The organism is Microcoleus sp. CZ3-B2, from assembly GCF_036705055.1.
In the GTDB taxonomy this organism is placed as follows: domain Bacteria; phylum Cyanobacteriota; class Cyanobacteriia; order Cyanobacteriales; family Microcoleaceae; genus Microcoleus.
The window spans coordinates 1-17,991 of the sequence record NZ_JAUBTN010000061.1 but is presented as its reverse complement, the minus strand read 5'-3'; the positions used below and the strand labels follow the sequence as shown (position 1 = coordinate 17,991).

Annotated in this window: 16 protein-coding genes and 1 pseudogene; 5 read left to right on the top strand and 12 right to left on the bottom strand. The window is 47.3% G+C overall.

The features are described 5' to 3' along the window. Positions 1-185: 185 nt before the first annotated feature. The 4 genes from QUA97_RS22280 to rfaE2 all read right to left on the bottom strand — a co-directional run bounded on the left by QUA97_RS22280 (position 186) and on the right by rfaE2 (position 2,777). Positions 186-584: an anti-sigma regulatory factor gene (locus QUA97_RS22280; protein WP_194069443.1), complete on the bottom strand. Its 399-nt coding sequence runs from the start codon at positions 582-584 to the stop codon at positions 186-188. A 150-nt stretch (positions 585-734) separates the two neighbouring features. Continuing rightward, positions 735-1,127 (bottom strand): STAS domain-containing protein, encoded by a 393-nt coding sequence (locus QUA97_RS22275; RefSeq protein WP_255515908.1) that lies wholly within the window; start codon positions 1,125-1,127, stop codon positions 735-737. A gap of 170 nt (positions 1,128-1,297) precedes the next feature. Further along, positions 1,298-2,167: an STAS domain-containing protein gene (locus QUA97_RS22270; protein WP_194011745.1), complete on the bottom strand. Its 870-nt coding sequence runs from the start codon at positions 2,165-2,167 to the stop codon at positions 1,298-1,300. 115 nt (positions 2,168-2,282) lie between these two features. Further along, on the bottom strand, positions 2,283-2,777 hold the full coding sequence (gene rfaE2, locus QUA97_RS22265) for a D-glycero-beta-D-manno-heptose 1-phosphate adenylyltransferase (protein ID WP_194011752.1): 495 nt from the start codon (positions 2,775-2,777) through the stop codon (positions 2,283-2,285). A 320-nt stretch (positions 2,778-3,097) separates the two neighbouring features. On the opposite strand from rfaE2, the gene QUA97_RS22260 reads away from it, so the two are divergent. From QUA97_RS22260 to QUA97_RS22250, 3 genes are all read left to right on the top strand, one after another. Continuing rightward, positions 3,098-3,445 carry a hypothetical protein gene (locus QUA97_RS22260; protein ID WP_333196111.1) on the top strand — a complete coding sequence of 116 codons (348 nt, stop codon included), beginning with the start codon at positions 3,098-3,100 and terminating at the stop codon, positions 3,443-3,445. A 309-nt stretch (positions 3,446-3,754) separates the two neighbouring features. After that, positions 3,755-4,585: a hormogonium polysaccharide biosynthesis protein HpsJ gene (hpsJ-B, locus tag QUA97_RS22255; protein WP_333196109.1), complete on the top strand. Its 831-nt coding sequence runs from the start codon at positions 3,755-3,757 to the stop codon at positions 4,583-4,585. 466 nt (positions 4,586-5,051) lie between these two features. Further along, a complete protein-coding gene (locus QUA97_RS22250; RefSeq protein WP_333196107.1) occupies positions 5,052-5,948 on the top strand; it encodes a glycosyltransferase family 2 protein in 897 nt (298 codons plus the stop codon). A 603-nt stretch (positions 5,949-6,551) separates the two neighbouring features. Here the strand turns inward: QUA97_RS22250 and glgB are convergent. The 5 genes and pseudogenes from glgB to QUA97_RS22225 all read right to left on the bottom strand — a co-directional run bounded on the left by glgB (position 6,552) and on the right by QUA97_RS22225 (position 13,555). Further along, positions 6,552-8,843 carry a 1,4-alpha-glucan branching enzyme gene (gene glgB, locus QUA97_RS22245; RefSeq protein ID WP_333196104.1) on the bottom strand — a complete coding sequence of 764 codons (2,292 nt, stop codon included), beginning with the start codon at positions 8,841-8,843 and terminating at the stop codon, positions 6,552-6,554. Between the two features lie 388 nt (positions 8,844-9,231). Further along, on the bottom strand, positions 9,232-10,485 hold the full coding sequence (locus tag QUA97_RS22240) for an RNA-guided endonuclease InsQ/TnpB family protein (RefSeq protein WP_333196102.1): 1,254 nt from the start codon (positions 10,483-10,485) through the stop codon (positions 9,232-9,234). A gap of 188 nt (positions 10,486-10,673) precedes the next feature. Then, complete coding sequence (locus QUA97_RS22235) at positions 10,674-11,345, bottom strand: glutathione S-transferase family protein (protein ID WP_333196100.1); 672 nt, start codon at positions 11,343-11,345, stop codon at positions 10,674-10,676. Positions 11,346-11,463: 118 nt separating this feature from the next. Continuing rightward, a complete protein-coding gene (locus QUA97_RS22230) occupies positions 11,464-11,670 on the bottom strand; it encodes a serine protease (RefSeq protein WP_194067277.1) in 207 nt (68 codons plus the stop codon). A gap of 693 nt (positions 11,671-12,363) precedes the next feature. Then, positions 12,364-13,555 (bottom strand): annotated as a pseudogene (locus QUA97_RS22225) (RNA-guided endonuclease InsQ/TnpB family protein). Positions 13,556-13,719: 164 nt separating this feature from the next. On the opposite strand from QUA97_RS22225, the gene QUA97_RS22220 reads away from it, so the two are divergent. Both QUA97_RS22220 and QUA97_RS22215 read left to right on the top strand, forming a co-directional pair. Then, complete coding sequence (locus QUA97_RS22220) at positions 13,720-14,301, top strand: hypothetical protein (RefSeq protein ID WP_194067276.1); 582 nt, start codon at positions 13,720-13,722, stop codon at positions 14,299-14,301. Between the two features lie 264 nt (positions 14,302-14,565). Beyond that, on the top strand, positions 14,566-16,443 hold the full coding sequence (locus QUA97_RS22215; RefSeq protein WP_333196098.1) for a peptidoglycan D,D-transpeptidase FtsI family protein: 1,878 nt from the start codon (positions 14,566-14,568) through the stop codon (positions 16,441-16,443). A gap of 199 nt (positions 16,444-16,642) precedes the next feature. Here QUA97_RS22215 and QUA97_RS22210 read toward each other — a convergent pair whose 3' ends face one another. From QUA97_RS22210 to QUA97_RS22200, 3 genes are read right to left on the bottom strand one after another with little or no spacing between them, the layout of a single operon-like run. Next, complete coding sequence (locus tag QUA97_RS22210; protein ID WP_333196096.1) at positions 16,643-16,789, bottom strand: hypothetical protein; 147 nt, start codon at positions 16,787-16,789, stop codon at positions 16,643-16,645. Positions 16,790-16,806: 17 nt separating this feature from the next. After that, complete coding sequence (locus QUA97_RS22205) at positions 16,807-16,953, bottom strand: hypothetical protein (protein ID WP_333196096.1); 147 nt, start codon at positions 16,951-16,953, stop codon at positions 16,807-16,809. A 42-nt stretch (positions 16,954-16,995) separates the two neighbouring features. Further along, a complete protein-coding gene (locus QUA97_RS22200; protein ID WP_333196095.1) occupies positions 16,996-17,574 on the bottom strand; it encodes a transposase in 579 nt (192 codons plus the stop codon). Positions 17,575-17,991 lie beyond the last annotated feature (417 nt).

Below are 17,991 nucleotides of genomic sequence, written 5' to 3'. Positions count from 1 at the left end.
GTGTACTCTGTGTGCTCTGCGGTTAAATCACCTGACGATCCAACCGGAAACGATATTACTCATCATCTCAGAAACCGGGTTTATTGGAATACTTTTCGTCACCCAACGCCCAACTCGAATAAACCCGGTTTCTCGCCCAATCTCGCTCAATTTCGCTCAATATCCTCCACTCCCCATCTACTCTTTCACCGCCAGCGGACGATCGCAATTTTAGTCCCCTTACCCACTTTAGAAACAATCTCAAACTCGTGCATCAACCGCTTAGAACCGCTAAGGCCCAAACCCAAACCGCGATTGGAAGTATAACCGTCAGTCATAGCCAATTCAATGTCTGGAATTCCCGGGCCTTTGTCTTCAAATATCAGCCGCAGCCCTGTGCGCTTACCTGATTGGATCGTTTCTAAAGTTACCGTTCCCCCTTTGCCGTAGTCTACAGTATTGCGGGCGAGTTCGCTAGCTGCAGTAACGATTTTTGTTTGGTCTACCAAGCCGAATCCCATTGCTACAGCCAAAGTTCGCACTTGCTGTCGGACGTTGACTATATCGGAGGACGATCGAATTTCTAATGTCTCACGTTTTGACATGGCGGCTACTGTACCAAAATAGAATTTCTCCACAAAACATAAGACCTACCCCGATCGACCAAGTTTCCCACAATCAATCTTGAATTAGTCAACAAACTATCTACAAATAAACCAGATTTATTCACCTATTGCCCCTAAATTGCGGAACAATCAATCAACGGATCGCAATCCTAAATCCGTAGGAAAACCCAAGGACTTATGCAACAAATTCATCCCTTTTTCAACACTTAAAGCTGTGCGAATTCCTGTCAGAGAAAGCCCCAATTCAACCAGCGTAATTGCCACCGCAGGCTGCATCCCAACCACAACTGTTTCCGCATCCAATATACGCGACATGGTAGCAATATTGTTGAGAATTCTGCCGATAAAAGAATCTACAATTTCCAGAGAAGAAATTTCTATCAAAACACCTTTTGCTCCGGTTTTGACTATCCGGTTCGTCAAGTCGTCTTGCAGCATCATTGCCAAGCGATCGTGCATATCTACTTGAATTGTGACTAACAAAAATTCTCCCATTTGCAGGATCGGAATCCGTTCCATCATAAATTCACCTTGCCTTGAGCTTTGAATTGAATAAAACTTGAGACTGGAGACAATATAGCGGTTCTCAATTTGTGTGAAATAGGCGGCGGGCGAGCTTTTTTCCGATTATCCGCTCCCCATTACCAATTAACCAAGCGCACCGCCGACGTTACACCAGACTACAATATTTGTTATTTTTCCTCTTTCAGATTTCTTATAATTAAACCTTGGCGCTGCAAGGCGACTTTAAAAGCATCTGCTAAAGTTGCTTTTGTCAAAATATCTTGCAAGTCAACTCCCAAATGAACAATGGTTTGAGCTATTTGCGGGCGAATGCCGCTGATGATGCACTCAGTACCCATGAGACGGGCGGCCGCGACGGTTTTTAATAAATGTTGAGCGACTAAAGTGTCAACAGTCGGCACGCCTGTAATGTCTAAAATTGCAAATTCTGAGCCAGTTTCCATGATTTCCTGTAACAGAGTTTCCATGACTATTTGAGTGCGGGCGCTGTCGAGAGTCCCGATCATGGGTAAAGCAAGAATTCCTTCCCAAAGTTTGACTACTGGTGTTGACAATTCGAGCATTTCTTGCTGCTGGCGTTCGATTACTTCTTCGCGAGCTTTGAGAAAGATTTCTGTCACCCAAAGGCCTAGTTGGTCTAGTAAGCTGGTGGAAAGCCAAAGTTTTTCGACAAGTGCGTCGCGGTTTTGTGTCAATTCGTGACAAAGCCGATCGAACAATGGCTTTTTGAAGCATAAAATGAAACTCGCGATCTCTGACGGCGTAAAGCCCCTCTGAACGCGCGATCGCGAAACTTCTGCCAGCATCAGCCGCATATTTTCCCACTCTGGTGTCTGGATGTCGCTAAAGTTACCCTGCTGCAATGCTATTTGGAGCAATTGCAGGAACTCTTGACACTCGGATCGCAATTCTTTAGCTCTCATCAAGTCGTCCCGCCGCAGCCCGGTATTTTGCAGTTCTTTGAGCCAGTCTGCTAGTAACTCTGCTTTGTGTCTTTCGAGAATTTCCACGATCGTGTTATTGCTGGTGAGTTCCATTGAAATTATCTCCTGCTTAGCCATTGGGATGAAGTTGTACGAGAAGCCACACTTGAGTGTTTTTGATGGGGCAGTTTATGAGTTTAACTCACTATTTGCTGTTTGCAAGCGAGGGTTAAGTACCTAACTGCAAAATGCGTTGGACGATCGCACTCGTAGAACTAGGAACTTCTATTTCGATCAAAGAAATCTTGCCGCCTCCGGCGATAACAGCGGGTGCTTCCGGCAGAGTTTCGAGTTGATAGTCGCCTCCTTTAACGTATATATCTGGCTTCAGGATATTTATCAGTTTAGTTGCTGTAATTTCGGAAAAAATTACTACCGCGTCTACGGGTTTGAGGGCTGCCAATACTTCGGCTCGCTGATTTTCCGGTACGATCGGGCGCGGCGGCAATCCCGGCTGTTGCGGTTTGATAGCTTGCACGCTTTTGTCGCTATTCAAGCCCACAACTAGCGTCCGTCCCAAATTTTTTGCCGCCTGCAAATAGCGGACGTGGCCAGCGTGCAGGATATCGAAGCACCCGTTAGTAAACACGATCGGACGCCAGTTATCGGGAGCGGATGCGATCGCTGCTGCGAGTTCTCTCAACGTGTAAACACCAGAAATCATTACATCCACCACTAGGAAATTTGAACAGCGATGAATCATCCTACCAAAAAATGCGATCGATTGTACCTTTTTCCTCAAACAATCAAGCACTATATCCGCAAATTTTTATTAGTTGAAAATGAATGATTAGCAATTATTGATTTCTTTTAAAAAAAATCATAAATAAAATTTATTTTCTATTTCGCTGATTTAGATACAGGATAAAAAATTCTATTCGTGTATCTGCAATTTGCCAAACAGATGGATACCGTGCCACTCAGTTAAATCGCGATGTACCCTAACTATTCGACTGGTGTTCAAGCCCTCAAAATCAATCCTCAGTGGAATTCAGTAACGGCAGTTCCATCGCCACGAGGGAACGTCCAACTTGGGACTCTTTGCAGAATCCTTCCAGCACGGCATGGGGAATATCCACAAGTTCCACAGCCACCGGACATAGCGCGCTGCCTCCGGCGGCCCAACTCGCCAAAAGAGCGTGCAGCAACTCGCGCTTAATGGCGGCCCGGCGAGAGCCTGTGAAAACCGGGGTAAAGTGGAAGCGAGTACCCGATCGAGCTATTTTGGTGGAAAATAACGTGAAGTGCCCGATCGGCCTTGCTTCTGATTGGGGCTTCCCAACTCATAAAATGGGGGAGAGTTTGATTCGTCTGCGGAGTTTCCCGTCTTAAAGGCGGTTTTCACCTTCAGGATTTCTGTTTCCACAGAGAGAGCAAGAAACTGAACCTCGCGCGATCGTGTGACGCGGGCTGCCACCCGTGAACCCCGCAGGCGAATCAACAAGCGAGTATGAGAAACTAATACCTGTTCCCCAAAAACAACGCAACTGCTGGCTAGCTCCCAACCCTTAGCTCATCATTGATTCCCCGATCGAAGATCCCCAAGGCACCAATCAAAAAGGGGTATGATCCCTCTTACCACTTAACCCATTAAACAAAATTTCGTTGAATCTAACGGTGTAGAATCATCTAACAGGAATTATGAAAGCAACTAACAACCGTCAATTTTCTTCAGTAGCAGCTCGAACTCTAAAAGTAGTCGGAATTATCTTGATTCTGTCTGCTTTGCTTGACTGCATTGTTCTATCGCTGCCGGGAGAAGCCTCCGACATTATGAATCGAGGCTGGCAGTTGGCCGCAGCAACTCAGATAGTTGACCGGGGCATTATTCCTTTGATGGGTATCGCCCTGCTGATGACAGGCTTTTGGGTGGACAGCAGCAGCGGAGTCTCTATTGAGCGGCGTAATATTTGGGTTGACTTGCGATTCTGGGCGCTATTGATTTCCAGCTTGTTAGGGCTAATTTACTTGTTGCTGGTTCCCGTTCACCTCAACAATACTCGCTTGGAACTCAAGGATGCTCTGGCTCAAGTCGATAAGGAAGCGGGACAAGCCGAAAATCAACTAGAGGCGCAAATTAAAAGCGACCAGTTTAAAGCTCAGGTAGAACAACTCAAAAGCCAGCGCCGCAGCCAGATAGGCGCGCTGTTGCAAGATGAGGGGAAGCTGCAAGAGGCACTCAAGAGTCCAGATGTTCCCAAGGAATTGAAAGCTGTGCTTCAGGACTCGAAAAAGGACCCGAAAGCCCTTGACAAGTTTTTGGAACAGCAAGCCCAAGAACTGCCCGTTCAAGCTCGCAACGAGATTCGCACCCGCAAGCAACAAAAAGAGAAAGAGTTGAGAACTCGATCGAGAAATTCGAGTTTGCAGACGGGAATCAGCAGTTTGTTGTTGGCGATCGGCTACATTACTGTTGGTTGGACAGGATTGAGAAGTATGGGAATTTTGCGATTCGGTCGCCGCAAAAGTTGACCTACGCCAGCCCCTAGAACCCGTAATTCAAGATATCTTGCGAGAAATACTTAATCTGCTGAACATAGCAAACGCTCCTGGCAGTTACGACCTTATTAATGACTGAAGCCATTAATTTTCTTGCATTTTCACATCGACTTCTTCTCGGTTCCTCCCCAAGGACTGCGTTTATCCGCTCGCGCAGTCGAAGGAATCAGGAACCACGAAGCGTTGCACTGAACCCTTCGACGAAGTGTCGAAGAGCCTTCTACCTTCTATCTTCTATCTTCTATCTTCTACCTGATGACGTTGGACGGAAAGCTCGGGGGAGACAGCACTAATAACGGAAAGCTCGGGGGGGACAGCAAAACATGACTAATGACTAATGACTAATGACTAATGACTAATGACTAATGACTAATGACTAATGACTAATGACTAATGACTAATGACTTCATCTATAGTTTGCCCTTACTGAAAGCTGGGAATGTTCTCAATTTATATTCTGACTTACAACGAAGAGATTGATATCGCCGCTTGCATAGAATCGGCAATGCTTTGTGACGATATCATTGTAGTTGATTCTTTCAGCAGCGATCGCACCCTTGAGATTGTTCAGAACTATCCCGTGCAAACAGTGCAGCACCGCTTTGAAAGTCACGGACGCCAGCGGACTTGGATGCTCCAAGAAGTAGAATGCAAGTACGAATGGGTTTACATCCTCGAAGCTGACGAGCGGATGACGCCTGCACTGTTTGCTGAATGCTCAAAGGCGATCGAAAATCAAGAATATATCGGCTATTACGTAGCTGAAAAAGTAATATTTATGGAGCGCTGGATTCGCCGCAGCACTCAATATCCCCGCTATCAAATGCGCCTGTTTCGCAAAGACCGAGTGTGGTTTTCTGACTACGGTCACACCGAACGGGAAGTCTGCAACGGGCCGACTCACTTTTTAAAAGAAACCTACCCTCATTATACTTGCAGCAAAGGTCTTTCTCGCTGGATAGAAAAGCACAACCGCTACTCGACTGACGAAGCTGCTGAAACTCTCCGCCAATTAGCAGCGGGTCAAGTAAATTGGTGGGATTTATTGTTTGGCGCATCGGAGGTAGAAAGGCGGCGCGCTTTGAAAGATTTTTCTTTGCGCTTGCCTTTGCGGCCTGTGGTACGCTTTTTTTATATGTATATTTTACTCGGCGGATTTCTTGACGGTCAAGCGGGATTAGCTTGGTGCACGCTACAAGCTTTTTATGAATATCTAATTTTGCTAAAGGTTTGGGAAATGAAACATATGCCGCTGCCGAATTTAAGTGCAGGGGAAGAACAACCTATTTCCGAAGTTGTGAAAGTTGAATCCCCTCAAGTTTCATCGAATATTTAAGCTAATAAATCTCGCGAAAGTAATAGCTATTTGAACAAGTATGGCTTCCATTTTCTATCTAAAATAAATTATTTTTAGATTTTTTGCATAAGTCTTCGCTCAATACATAAACGGCAAATGAAAGACTCATAAACACACCCTATAGCAGATAATTGTAGATAATTTGTGATATGGCGGTTCTCAAGCTTGGTGAGGTATGCCCTGCGCGGGCCGATGCCCTGCGCGGGCCGATGCCCTGCGCGGGCCGCGAGAGCACCTCATATTACGCTCGAAAGGCTATATTATCTCCGGTCTATTAGCCGCAGTAATACCAATTTCATAAAGTAGCGCTAGATATTACCCCCCAACTCCCCCGATTCTTTGGAGGGGGCTAAGACATAACAATTGTTGGGTGGAGTAAAACGGAGGGTTGTTTGTTCTGCCAGATGTGTAAGGTGCGTCGCTATAAGATTGTCGATTAAATTGAGGGATTGAAAGAGAGCGACGCACCCTACAAATACTGTTGCATTATTTGTGCAAAATGGTATCTCTCATACAGAGATGAGTAGATTGAGAAAATTTGGCGTAAATTTGGGTCAACAGTATCTACGCCCCTACTCAAAACTATTGAGCACTACGCAATCCTGTTTTTTCTCGATCGATCTTTAAGATCAACACCCCCAAAGGCGGCAAACACAAGTCGATCGAATAAGGGCTGTTGTGGAACCACCACTCATCAGTCCACTTACCTCCCAAATTCCCCATATTGCTGCCCCCGTACTCCCGCGCGTCGCTGTTAAACAACTCCGTATAGAAACCAGGTTCCGGCACTCCTACGCGATAGTGAGAGTGTGGCTGCGGCGTAAAATTGCACACCGTTACCACAAACTCATCGCCATCCTTCTCGCGGCGCACAAAGGCTACCACGCTGTGCCGGTTGTCGCTGCAATCAATCCACTCAAACCCATCCTCAGCAAAATCTTGACTGTAAAGTGCAGTTTCGCTGCGATACAAATGATTCAAATCCTTAAAAAACAGCTTCAACTTTTGGTGCGGTTCAAATTGCAGCAAATCCCACTGCAAATCCCCCCAAACGTTCCACTCATGCCACTGGCCGAACTCCATCCCCATAAACATCGTTTTCTTTCCGGGATGAGCAAACATAAAAGTAAACAAACACCGCACGTTTGCAAACTTTTGCCATTCGTCTCCAGGCATTTTGCCGATGATGTGGGCCTTGCCGTGGACTACTTCGTCGTGAGACAAAGCCAGCATGAAATTCTCGCTGTGGTTGTACCACATACTGAAAGTTATGTTGTTCTGGTGAAACTGGCGGAACCACGGATCCATATGGTAGTAGTCGAGCATATCGTGCATCCAACCCATGTTCCACTTCAGGTTGAAGCCTAAGCCCCCTACATAGGTCGGCCAAGATACCATCGGCCAAGAGGTTGATTCTTCGGCGATCGACAGCGATCCTGGGAAATAGCTAAAAATGACGTGATTCACCTGCCGCAGAAAATCTGCCGCTTCGATATTTTCGCGGCCGCCGTACTGGTTGGTCAGCCATTCTCCTGGTTCCCGGCAGTAATCCAAATACAGCATGGAAGCTACTGCATCTACCCGAACTCCGTCGATGTGATACTTGTCAAACCAGAACAGAGCGTTTGATACTAGGAAATTTCTAACTTCGTTGCGGCCGTAGTTAAAGACTAGCGTTCCCCACTCTTTGTGCTCGCCCTTGCGGGGATCGGCGTGTTCGTACAAGTGAGTTCCATCAAAGAATGCTAAACCGTGGCCGTCTTTGGGGAAATGCCCCGGTACCCAGTCCACGAGTACGCCAATGCCACTGGCGTGACACTGGTCAACAAAATACATGAAATCTTCGGGTGTGCCGTAGCGGGAAGTTGGGGCGAAATAGCCGGTTACTTGATAGCCCCAGGAACCGTCGAAGGGATGTTCGGCGATGGGCAGCAATTCGATGTGAGTGAATCCCAAATCTTTGACGTAGGGAATCAGCTTCGCGGCCAATTCTCGATAAGTCAGAAACCGCGCCCCTGGTTTGAGTTCTGAAACCGCAACTGCTGGTTCTATGTCACCATTTGGCAGCATCGCGGGTTCGTCTGTACCGGCGTGCAGCCAAGAACCGATGTGGCATTCGTAAACCGAAACTGGCTGAGTCAGTTGGTCTGTGTGCCGCCGCTGTTCGATCCAAGCGCTGTCGTGCCAAGTGTAGTTATCTAAGTCGGTGACAATTGATGCTGTTTTCGGCCGCACTTCTTGCTGGAAACCGTAAGGGTCGGACTTTTCATAGGGATGTCCGTCTTGGTTTTTCACTTCGTATTTGTAGTGAGTTCCCACGGTTAGTCCCGGAATGAATAATTCCCAGATGCCGTTTTGAGATTTCCGCATTTGATGTTTGCGGCCGTCCCAAGAGTTGAAATCGCCTAAAACTGATACGTTGCGGGCATTCGGAGCCCAAACGGCAAAATATACTCCTGTGATTCCGTCTACTTCGGTGAAGTGCGCGCCAAGTTTTTCGTAAATCCGGTGGTGGTTGCCTTCTGAGAATAGGTGAAGGTCAAATTCTGTGAGTTTGGGCGATCGAAATGCGTAGGGGTCGTAGATAAAACGTTCGTGTTCTCCTTCTTTGACCCGCAGTTGATAGTTTGCTAGTTCTGGAGTTTCGATCGTACATTCAAAAAAGTGAGGGTGATGCTCGGATTTCATCGGGTATTGGGCCCTCGACTCCGGCAATACTACCGATACCGCATCCGCATTGGGCAGATAAGCTCGGACGGCCCAGACTTTTTTGCCATTATTTTCGATCGTGTGGGGGCCTAGGACTTCAAAGGGATCGTGGTGCTGATTCCCAACAATACGGTCAATCTGTTCAAAGGGTACGGTCGCGGGCATAAAACTACCTACCTGAATCTTTTAACTAAATGGCTTTCAAAACCTAGAGCGCCGCAGCACTTTACATTTAGATACATTTTTGATTGCTCATCCTACCACTGATTAGCATGATTTTGCCGGTGCTGCGGCTGCCGCGCGCGCCCCTTTGCCCGCACAGCAGGCAATCGGATTGTTTTGCTGGCGATCGAGCTTTCATCTTACTGCTCGTCTCTTAGTATATGAATCTTAAAACAAATTGAAAATTTTAGAGTTTTGTCAAAAGATTATTGACTTTTTCTGCGTTATGTGGTATTTACACTGTTTCTAGTTTCAGGATGCTAGACACTTGATGATGAGTGACATCTCCAGATACTGACCGCTTGGGCGGTACAGTGCTGGCTTCCAAGAATCACTTCTTAGATTTTCTGGTTGCTCCCTGACGGGATTTCCGCACTTGGCTAGACTTTTGGGCCCCCGCTCGATCGCCTGCACAGACAGTTTCCTTTCCCGACCATCCATCGGTACTAATCAGGGCAATCCCTCGGTTACGAATTACTAAACCTGAAGCAACATCTCTGTCAATGGTGAACCCACATTCAGGACAATGATGAACTCTTACTTTCAGGTTTTTTTTAACGGTCGCACCACATTCAGGGCATTCCTGACTTGTTCTGAGGCTACTGACTTCTGCAAAGAATTTTCCTAACTTCCAACAAACATATTTGACGATAGAACGAAATTGTCCAAATCCACCATCCAGCATATGTTTGCCCAGCATCCCCTTAGCCATAATCCGAAAGTCTAGATCTTCCATGAATATCATGTCAGCAGACTCACAGAGAGCATGAGCTTGTTTAAAGTGAAAATCTTTGCGGGTATTGTCAATTATGTGGTGTATCCGCGCTACTTTGATGCGTTGCTTCTCGTAATTTTTTGACCGTTTCTTTTTCCTAGATAATCTGCGTTGCAGCGATTTCAGCTTGCTTTGCATTTTTCTCAAAAATTTGTGCGGTTTGACGAGAACACCATCACTCGTAGCGAGAAACTTTTCTAAGCCAATGTCTACACCAATCGCATGACCATGAGGCATGGGATCGGGTACATTAACATCAGATTGAATACTAATACTGGCATACCAGATATCAGCTTTTTTGATTATGCGTACTTGCTTAATTGCGAAACCATCTGGGATCGGTCTATGCAAATTAATCTTAATATCGCCAATCTTAGGTAAAAGGAGCGTATTGCCAGATATAGGAGATTTTTTAAACTGTGGAAATAGTAGAGACTTAAATTGCCCATACTTCTTAAACCGAGGAAACCCAGTCCCTCTTGGTTGAAAAGATTCCCATCCTCGATGTAACTGCTTTACGGCTTGCTGTAAGACTTGAGAAGGAACTTCACCTAATCGGGGAAATACTTTCTTTGTTTTTGGCAATGCGTTAAGTTGTTTGAGTTCGCCCGGGAATGGCCGGTCGGCCGGCATGATGTATTCGTGTTTTATGGAACATCGATTCATCAACCATTTCCTACTATTACACCAGTCTTTGAACTCTGCTAACGCATAGTTATAAGCCACTCTGCACGTTTCCATCCACCCAGACAGTTTTTCCTGTTGGGTGGCATTTGGATATATGCGATAGTGGTAAGTCATGCTTAGCATAGAGTTATTATAACAGGATTTACTTGCAATAAGTATTCCAGTAAATGTATATTTAGTAGGTATTGAGTCTACTAAATATACGCGGCTTTCATCCCGTCGCTCATCTGGGTACAGATAGAGCGGGGGTCTTCCCGCCTGCTAAGATAAGTGGAATTTTTAGGCACGGGCGATCGCCCGACAGGTAGATTTTAAAATCCTGGAGGCAGGGTTTCGCCGCAAAGTTCGTGGATTTGGGCAATGCGATCGAACAGCCAAGGATAGTCAGTGCGGTATTGAGGAATCAAAGCTAAAGGACTCAGCAGGGCGGCAGCAGTAATATCTGCCACGCTCAAGGAATCGCCTACCAAATAAGCACCATCCTGCCAGCGCAGGTGCAAAAAATCTAAAGCAGCACTCAGCCGCAATTGGGCGAGTTTTGCTGAGGCTGGGTTAATACCGAACTGGCGGCGCGCCAATTGAATTACTAATTGGCTTAAAACAGAGGGGTCAATTTGTTTGCCCGCACCGGCGCGAAACTCGTAGTAAACAAATCGAGTAGCGATGCCGATGCTTTCATCGAGCCAGTCTTCGATCGTCCAAGCCTCTAGTTGCAAACTCTCGTCTGCGGGTAACAGCGGCGGCGATGGAAAGCGAGACTCGATCGAGTGCAAAATTTGTGTAGAGTCGGCGATCGCCGAGGGTTGACCTTCGAGTTGAGGCAACAGTACCGGCACTGTCCTCAAACCCCCCGTCAGAGGCTTGAGTTTCAAAACGTGGAGGCCTGGAGTCAAATTTTCGACTTGAAAGGGAATGCCCTTGTAACCGAGCGCTAAGCGGACTTTGCGACAGTAAGGGGAGGTACTGAACTGTAGTAAAAGCATCACACAAAAATTAACACCCAACTTGAGGCCTAGACTGAGGAGATGAAAAAATGCGAGGAGCAAACCTTTTTCACCCGCAGGCTAGGCTGGTTGGGCCTAGACTCCGATATAGCTATAGTTAGGGAGACTTTTTAGGGGCAACTGTTGCACCAGCGCCTGGAGTAGCTTTTGGAGATTCCTTCGGTACTGGAGAAGTAACAGGAGGAGGAGTAGTAGTGGTGTCAGTACCGCCGGGAGTAGGAGTAGTGGTGGTTTCACCGCCACAGGCTCCGAGGGCTGCTGCCAAGCCCACTACCAAAGTCAAACGAATTAATCCCTTGTTCATAAACACTCCTTAAACATTCAAAACCCATCGCAAGGAAGGGAATAGTGTACTTGAGAAACAATGCTGGCACGAATAGATCGACGATTCGCTCGTTGATTACAATACTGCATTTGTTAATTAATTTCACATAGATTCTGGGGAACCGGCAAAGATTTATTTTTTTTTTGCAAATTCTCAAGTCAAAGTGACCGATCGCAGGCTGGGTTAGTTGGTTTATCAGGTATGTTTATTGACATCATCACGATCGCTAAAGGCACGGAGATTCGCAAGATCGCTCTCTGGGTTTCCTCTTTCGGCGACTCGGCGATGCCGGCGAGGAATTTCCTGACTCAATGGAGAGTGTCGATGTCTCCAGAGGCTTTTAAGGTTCCCGCCTGCCCCACGGTACGAAATGCTATGGCAATCCTAAATTATTGACTCGTTACCAGTTCGAGGGCAAGCAGGGCCCACAGGCGAGGAAGAGCCTACCTTTTTATTAAGTGAGGCTCTTCAAGAGTGATATTGGCTCCCCAAAAGAGCCTGGGAAGCAGTTATTTAAATCGATCGACAGATTGTTATAGTTCCCAGATATTGATTGTCCAGTTCCATATACTTGAAGCTCGGCAGGCTTTGGCTGTTGCCTCCGGCAAGATACAGCGGTAAACTGAATAAGTTTTGACACTCCCCAGCCTGAAGGCATGGGGATTCTTCGATCTACGAGCTAACTTGCTGAGGCAGGATTTCTCCAACAACAGTAGAGGTCAATTCTCCCGAAGCGTTATTTGGCTCAAGACCAAAGGTTCCGGTATGCCCTACCGTACCTAATCCCCGACTTAGGATGTTTCTAGCTGCATTTTCATCACGATCTAAAATACAACCGCACTTACAGACGTGCGTTCTTGTAGATAGCGTTTTCTTTACGATTACACCGCAGACGCGAGCATTCTTGGCTTGTGTATTGCGGATTTACCGCAACCGTTACGTGCTCGAATACTTTTCCGAAATATTCTAGCCAAACACGGAACTGATACCAAGATGCGTCGTTGATAGACTTAGCTAAGCAATGATTCTGCACCATGTTTTTAATTCTCAAATCTTCGTAAGCTATCAAGTCGTTGAACTGAACTACGCACCTTGCCAGCTTTATGGCATGGTCTTTACGCTGCCTACTTATTCTGAGATGGCGCTTACCTAGAATCTGCCTAGCCTTGCCTCTATTATTTGAACCTTTAACCTTTCTCGATACTCGACGTTGACTGCGTTTGAGAATGCGTTCGCCTCTTCTCAGGAATCTAGGGTTTTCCACCTTAACTCCATTTGAATCGGTGTAGTATTCTTTCAATCCAACATCGAGTCCGATGGTATTCCCCGTCGGGGATGTATTTTCCTTCCTGTCAACATCAATACAGAGTTGGGCGTATACACCGTCCGCACGTTTCACCAATCGAACCCTTTTGATTTGGGTGAAGGAGTAGAAATGCAAGTCGCGTGTACCTTTTAGTTTGAGTTTACCAATACCCTTTTTATCAGTGAAGGTTATCGACTTTCTGTCGTCTGCAAGCTTCCATCCAGTTGCCTTGTATTCAACTGAACGACAGTCTCTTTGGAACTGTGGATAGCCTTTTTTACCAGGAATCTTTTTCTGGCAGTTTTCATAGAACCGGGAGATAGCAGTCCAAGCGCGTTCAGCACTCGACTGTCTTGCTTGGGAATTGAGTTCGTCGGCAAACGGAAAAGTTGCTGCCAGTACCGCGCAGTATTTATTCAAATCATATTTGTTCTTTTTTGGATTGTCCATCCAATAGCGCAAACAACTATTGCGAACAAATTGAGCGGTACGAATTGCTTCATCTACCGCTTTGAACTGGTTTGGTTTTCCGTATGTTTTGAACTCAAAAACTAGCATTATTTTACCTCCATACTTATGCTACCTCAGTCGGCACAAGATATTGACTTATGCAGCAACAAAAGGTTACAATTAAAGCTGTCCTATAAGGACGGGGTTTTCAACCCAGTTTCTTGATAAGTTATAAAGCTGAAACTGACCAACTTTACGTATTGGTGAACTCTATGACCGCTGCTATTAGATCCGTGGATTCTCGCCGCTCTCGATCGACCAACAAGCCCGCCCCAGAGAAACCCAACAGCAAAGTTACTTCTATTGCTAGAGCTAGACGGGCAAAGACAGGGCCGCAATTGCCCAACTACGAGGTCGCCGAGGCACAGCCACGGCCTCGCGCCGAAGCATCGGTGCTGAAAGTGATGCCCGACCGTCAGCGGCAGCCGATGTGGCTCCGGTCTCTTTTGCGGGTGGAGCGCGCCTCGTCAGCGGTTGCGCTTCTGCTTTTAGGGGGTGCTCTGAGTCTCTACGGTTTGACTGTCTACAGCGAGCAGCGGTGGAGTCAGGAGTATCAAAAGCTGGAAACTTTGCGACTCCGCGAACAGCAGTTGACTGCTGCTAGCGAAGTGTTGAAACACCAACTTGCTAAGGAAGCCCAAAACCCAGAAACTGGTTTGATGCCGCAGAAGCCTGCGGATACGATTTTCTTGCAACCGGTTCCCGATCGCCGATCGCCCGGTGTGGTGGCACCAAATTCTGAAGAACCGGCTATCAAGGATCGATCGGGCGAGGAAACGCCACTGGGCTATTGAGGTCGATCTTGGCATTGCAGATGTGTCGGTTAAAGGAAGCACCCCTGAAACAGCACAATAGCAACGTTTCCAGAAAACAGGTTTCTAGTTCGAGCTCTCCTATGAGCGTCTTCCCCCGATCGAGTACAATACGCGAGCGGGGAAGCTCGCACTATAATAAAAAATGCTTTTTACTCAAACTTGTTCCCTCGTGAAGTGGAAGAATCTAAAATCTAAAATCTAAAATCTAAAATCTCAACTCCTCACCTTTTTGAGAAAGGCTATATGAGCTACGATCCCCGTTTTGACCGCTACAGATCGCCGAACTTTAAACGTCCAAAAGCGTCGAGGGATGGCACTTGGTGGGGCCAACCAACCAAACCTAGAGTTTCTGCTACTGCTAGCAGGCAGCCTCGGCCACCCCTAGAGCGTTTAAAACGCAGCAAGTTTCGCTTGTGGGCTGTGTGGGCGGTGTTGATGCTGGGGGGGCTGGGGTTGGCTGTGAATTTGTTTTATTTGCAGGTGACGCGGGCTCCGGCGCTGCGGAAACAGGCCGAGCAGCAGCAAACTCTCAAGTCTAAGCCGTTTGTGCCGAGACGCCCGATTGTTGACGGCGCGGGCAATGTTTTGGCGATCGACAGACAGGTGTACACGCTCTACGCTCACCCGAAGCTGTTCAACCATACAAAGGCTGAAGTTGCCGCTACCTTGGCTCCGATGCTGCCGATCGAACGAAATCCGGGCAATACGCCGGAAACTGAACTGCTGCGCCGGTTTAATCTGGGCGAAACGGGTATTACAATTGCCGATTCTCTGGCTCAAGAGGTGGCCGATCGCGTGGGGCGGATGCAAATTAAACATACTCCCGTGGATGGGCTGGAGTTGGTGCGACAGCAGCAGCGTTTTTACCCGCAGCAGGAGTTGGCGGCGGATGTTTTGGGTTATGTGGATGGGGAACGGAAGGGACAAGCTGGGGTAGAGTACAGTCAGCAGAATTTGCTGGAACGATCAATGCCGTCGATTCAATTTAGCAAGTCGATCGACGGACATTGGGTGCCCGATCGGCTGACGGCTGGTTTTGTGCAGCTAGATGATTTGAAGTTGCAACTGACGATCGACAGTCGCTTGCAGCGGGCGGCGCGGATTGCTCTCAAGGACAAAATGAAGGAATACGGGGCGAAGCGGGGGGCGGTGATTGTGATGGATGCCCGCAACGGGGAATTGTTGTCAATGGTAGCGGAACCTACCTATGACCCAAATCAATATTTTAATTTCGATTTGTCGCGCTATAAAAATTGGGCTGTAACTGATGTTTACGAGCCTGGTTCGACTTTTAAAGCGATTAATGTGGCGATCGCCCTAGAAGCTGGTGCGGTCAAACCTAACACTGTATTTAACGACGAAGGTCGGATTTATATTGATGGCTGGACTATCCAAAATTCCGATTACCAACAAGCAGGCGCTCGCGGGCGTTCTACGGTGACAGATATTTTGAAACATTCGAGTAATGTGGGGATGGTGCACGTAATGAGAAGCATGAAACCTTCTCTTTACTATCAAGCTTTAGAAAAACTTGGACTGGGACAAACTGCAGGAAGTGATTTGCCTTTTGAAGTAACGAGTCAGCTTAAAAATCGAGAGCAATTTATTAATTCTCCGGTGGAAGTTGCTACTACTGCTTTTGGTCAGGGTTTTTCGATTACTCCGATACAGTTGGTGCAGCTTAACGGAGCTTTGGCCAACGGTGGTAAGTTGGTAACTCCTCATGTTGTGCGGGGACTTTTCGATCGCGACGGTCAAGCTTTTTGGAAGCTTCCGAGGGCTGTTCCGAAGCAAGTGTTTTCGCCGGAAACGACTAAGCAGGTTTTGGAAATGATGGAAACTGTGGTGGATGGCGGTACGGGGAAAGCTGCACAAATTCCCGGCTATCGGATTGCTGGGAAAACGGGTACGGCTCAAAAAGCTAATGCTGGGGGGGGTTATTCTCACAAGGCGATTATTACTAGCTTTGTGGGGATAATGCCTGTGGAAGCTCCTAAGTATGTGGTGCTGGCGGTGATTGATGAGCCCAAGGGCGGTTCGGGGGGTGTGGTGGCGGCGCCGATTGTGGAGTCGGTGATGGAGGCGCTGATTAATATTGAGAAGATTGCGCCGACTAAGTAGGGAAACGGCAGTGCCGTGTCCTGATTTCGGGTAACGGGTAAAATCGTACCCGATCGAATGTAACCATCACCCAATTTGTAGGGAAACGGCACGGCGCCGTGTCCTGATTTCGGGTAACGGGTAAAAATTGATTGCGCGATCCGATTCGGATGTAACCATCGCCCGGTGGGGCGATGGAGGACACGGCAGTGCCGTTTCCCTAGGGCAAAATTATCGCTGGGGCGATCGGGATGTAACCATCGCGTGATTTGTAGGGAAACGGCACTGCCGTGTCCTGATTTCGGGTAACGGGTAAAATCGCACCGGATTGGATGTAACCATCGCCCGGTGGGGCGATGGAGGACACGGCGCCGTGCCGTTTCCCTAGGGCAAAATTATCGCTGGGGCGATCGGGATGTAACCATCGCGTGATTTGTAGGGAAACGGCACTGCCGTGTCCTGATTTCGGGTAACGGGTAAAATCGCACCGGATTGGATGTAACCATCGCCCGGTGGGGCGATGGAGGACACGGCGCCGTGCCGTTGCCCTACAAACGGTATTTTTACCAATGTTTAAAAACGCAAATCTAGCAAAATAGGGTGATTTTTTTGATGTTCTAATTTCTGAGGATTGTCGCCCCAACGCTGAGGATTGTTGATGATGTATTGCCTTTTACAATTCAAAATTTCTCGATCGCGGATTATTGATTCGTAAAAACCATCTTGCCATACAGGAACTTCTGTTGTTTCGCAGAACCTATGAATGAATCTCGTAACAGCACTTTTATACGAACGGATCGCGGTAGGAATAGAACCGCGAACGGGTTGACCGAATTGTTCGGGGGTAGGGACACGCCTTTGCTGTGTCGTTACCGGGGTATTGTCAACGATCGCCAAAAGTCCATGTACATGATCGGGCATAATCACAAAGGTATCTAATTGAAAGCGGGAAAAATGATTGGGAATGTCTAACCAACAAATGTGGGCAAGATAACCTAAAAAATTTAATTGCATTTTACCGTCAATCACTTCGCCAAATATACATTGTCGTGCCTCGGTGCAAATGGTAATGTAATAAACACCGGGTTGAGTATAATCGTATCCTTTAAGACGAACAGAACGGCGGTGGTGTTTTTGGGGGTCGTAAGGCATGGTATAAAAATAGAATAGTAGGAATATAAAAATTGTAGGGACACGGCAATGCCGTGTCCTAATTTTGGGTAATGGGTAAAATTGTGAGTCCGATCGAACATAACCATCGACAATCATCGTCAATGGAGGACACGGCAGTGCCGTTTCCCTACCACAAAATGATCGTCAATGGAGGACACGGCAGTGCCGTTTCCCTACCACAAAATGATCGTCAATGGAGGACACGGCAGTGCCGTTTCCCTACCCCACAAAATGATCGTCAATGGAGGACACGGCAGTGCCGTTTCCCTACCCCACAATTATCGTCAATGGAGGACACGGCAATGCCGTTTCCCTACCCCAAAATGATCGATCGCCCGATGGAATGTAACTATCACCCAATTTGTAGGGACACGGCACTGCCGTCTCCTGATTTTG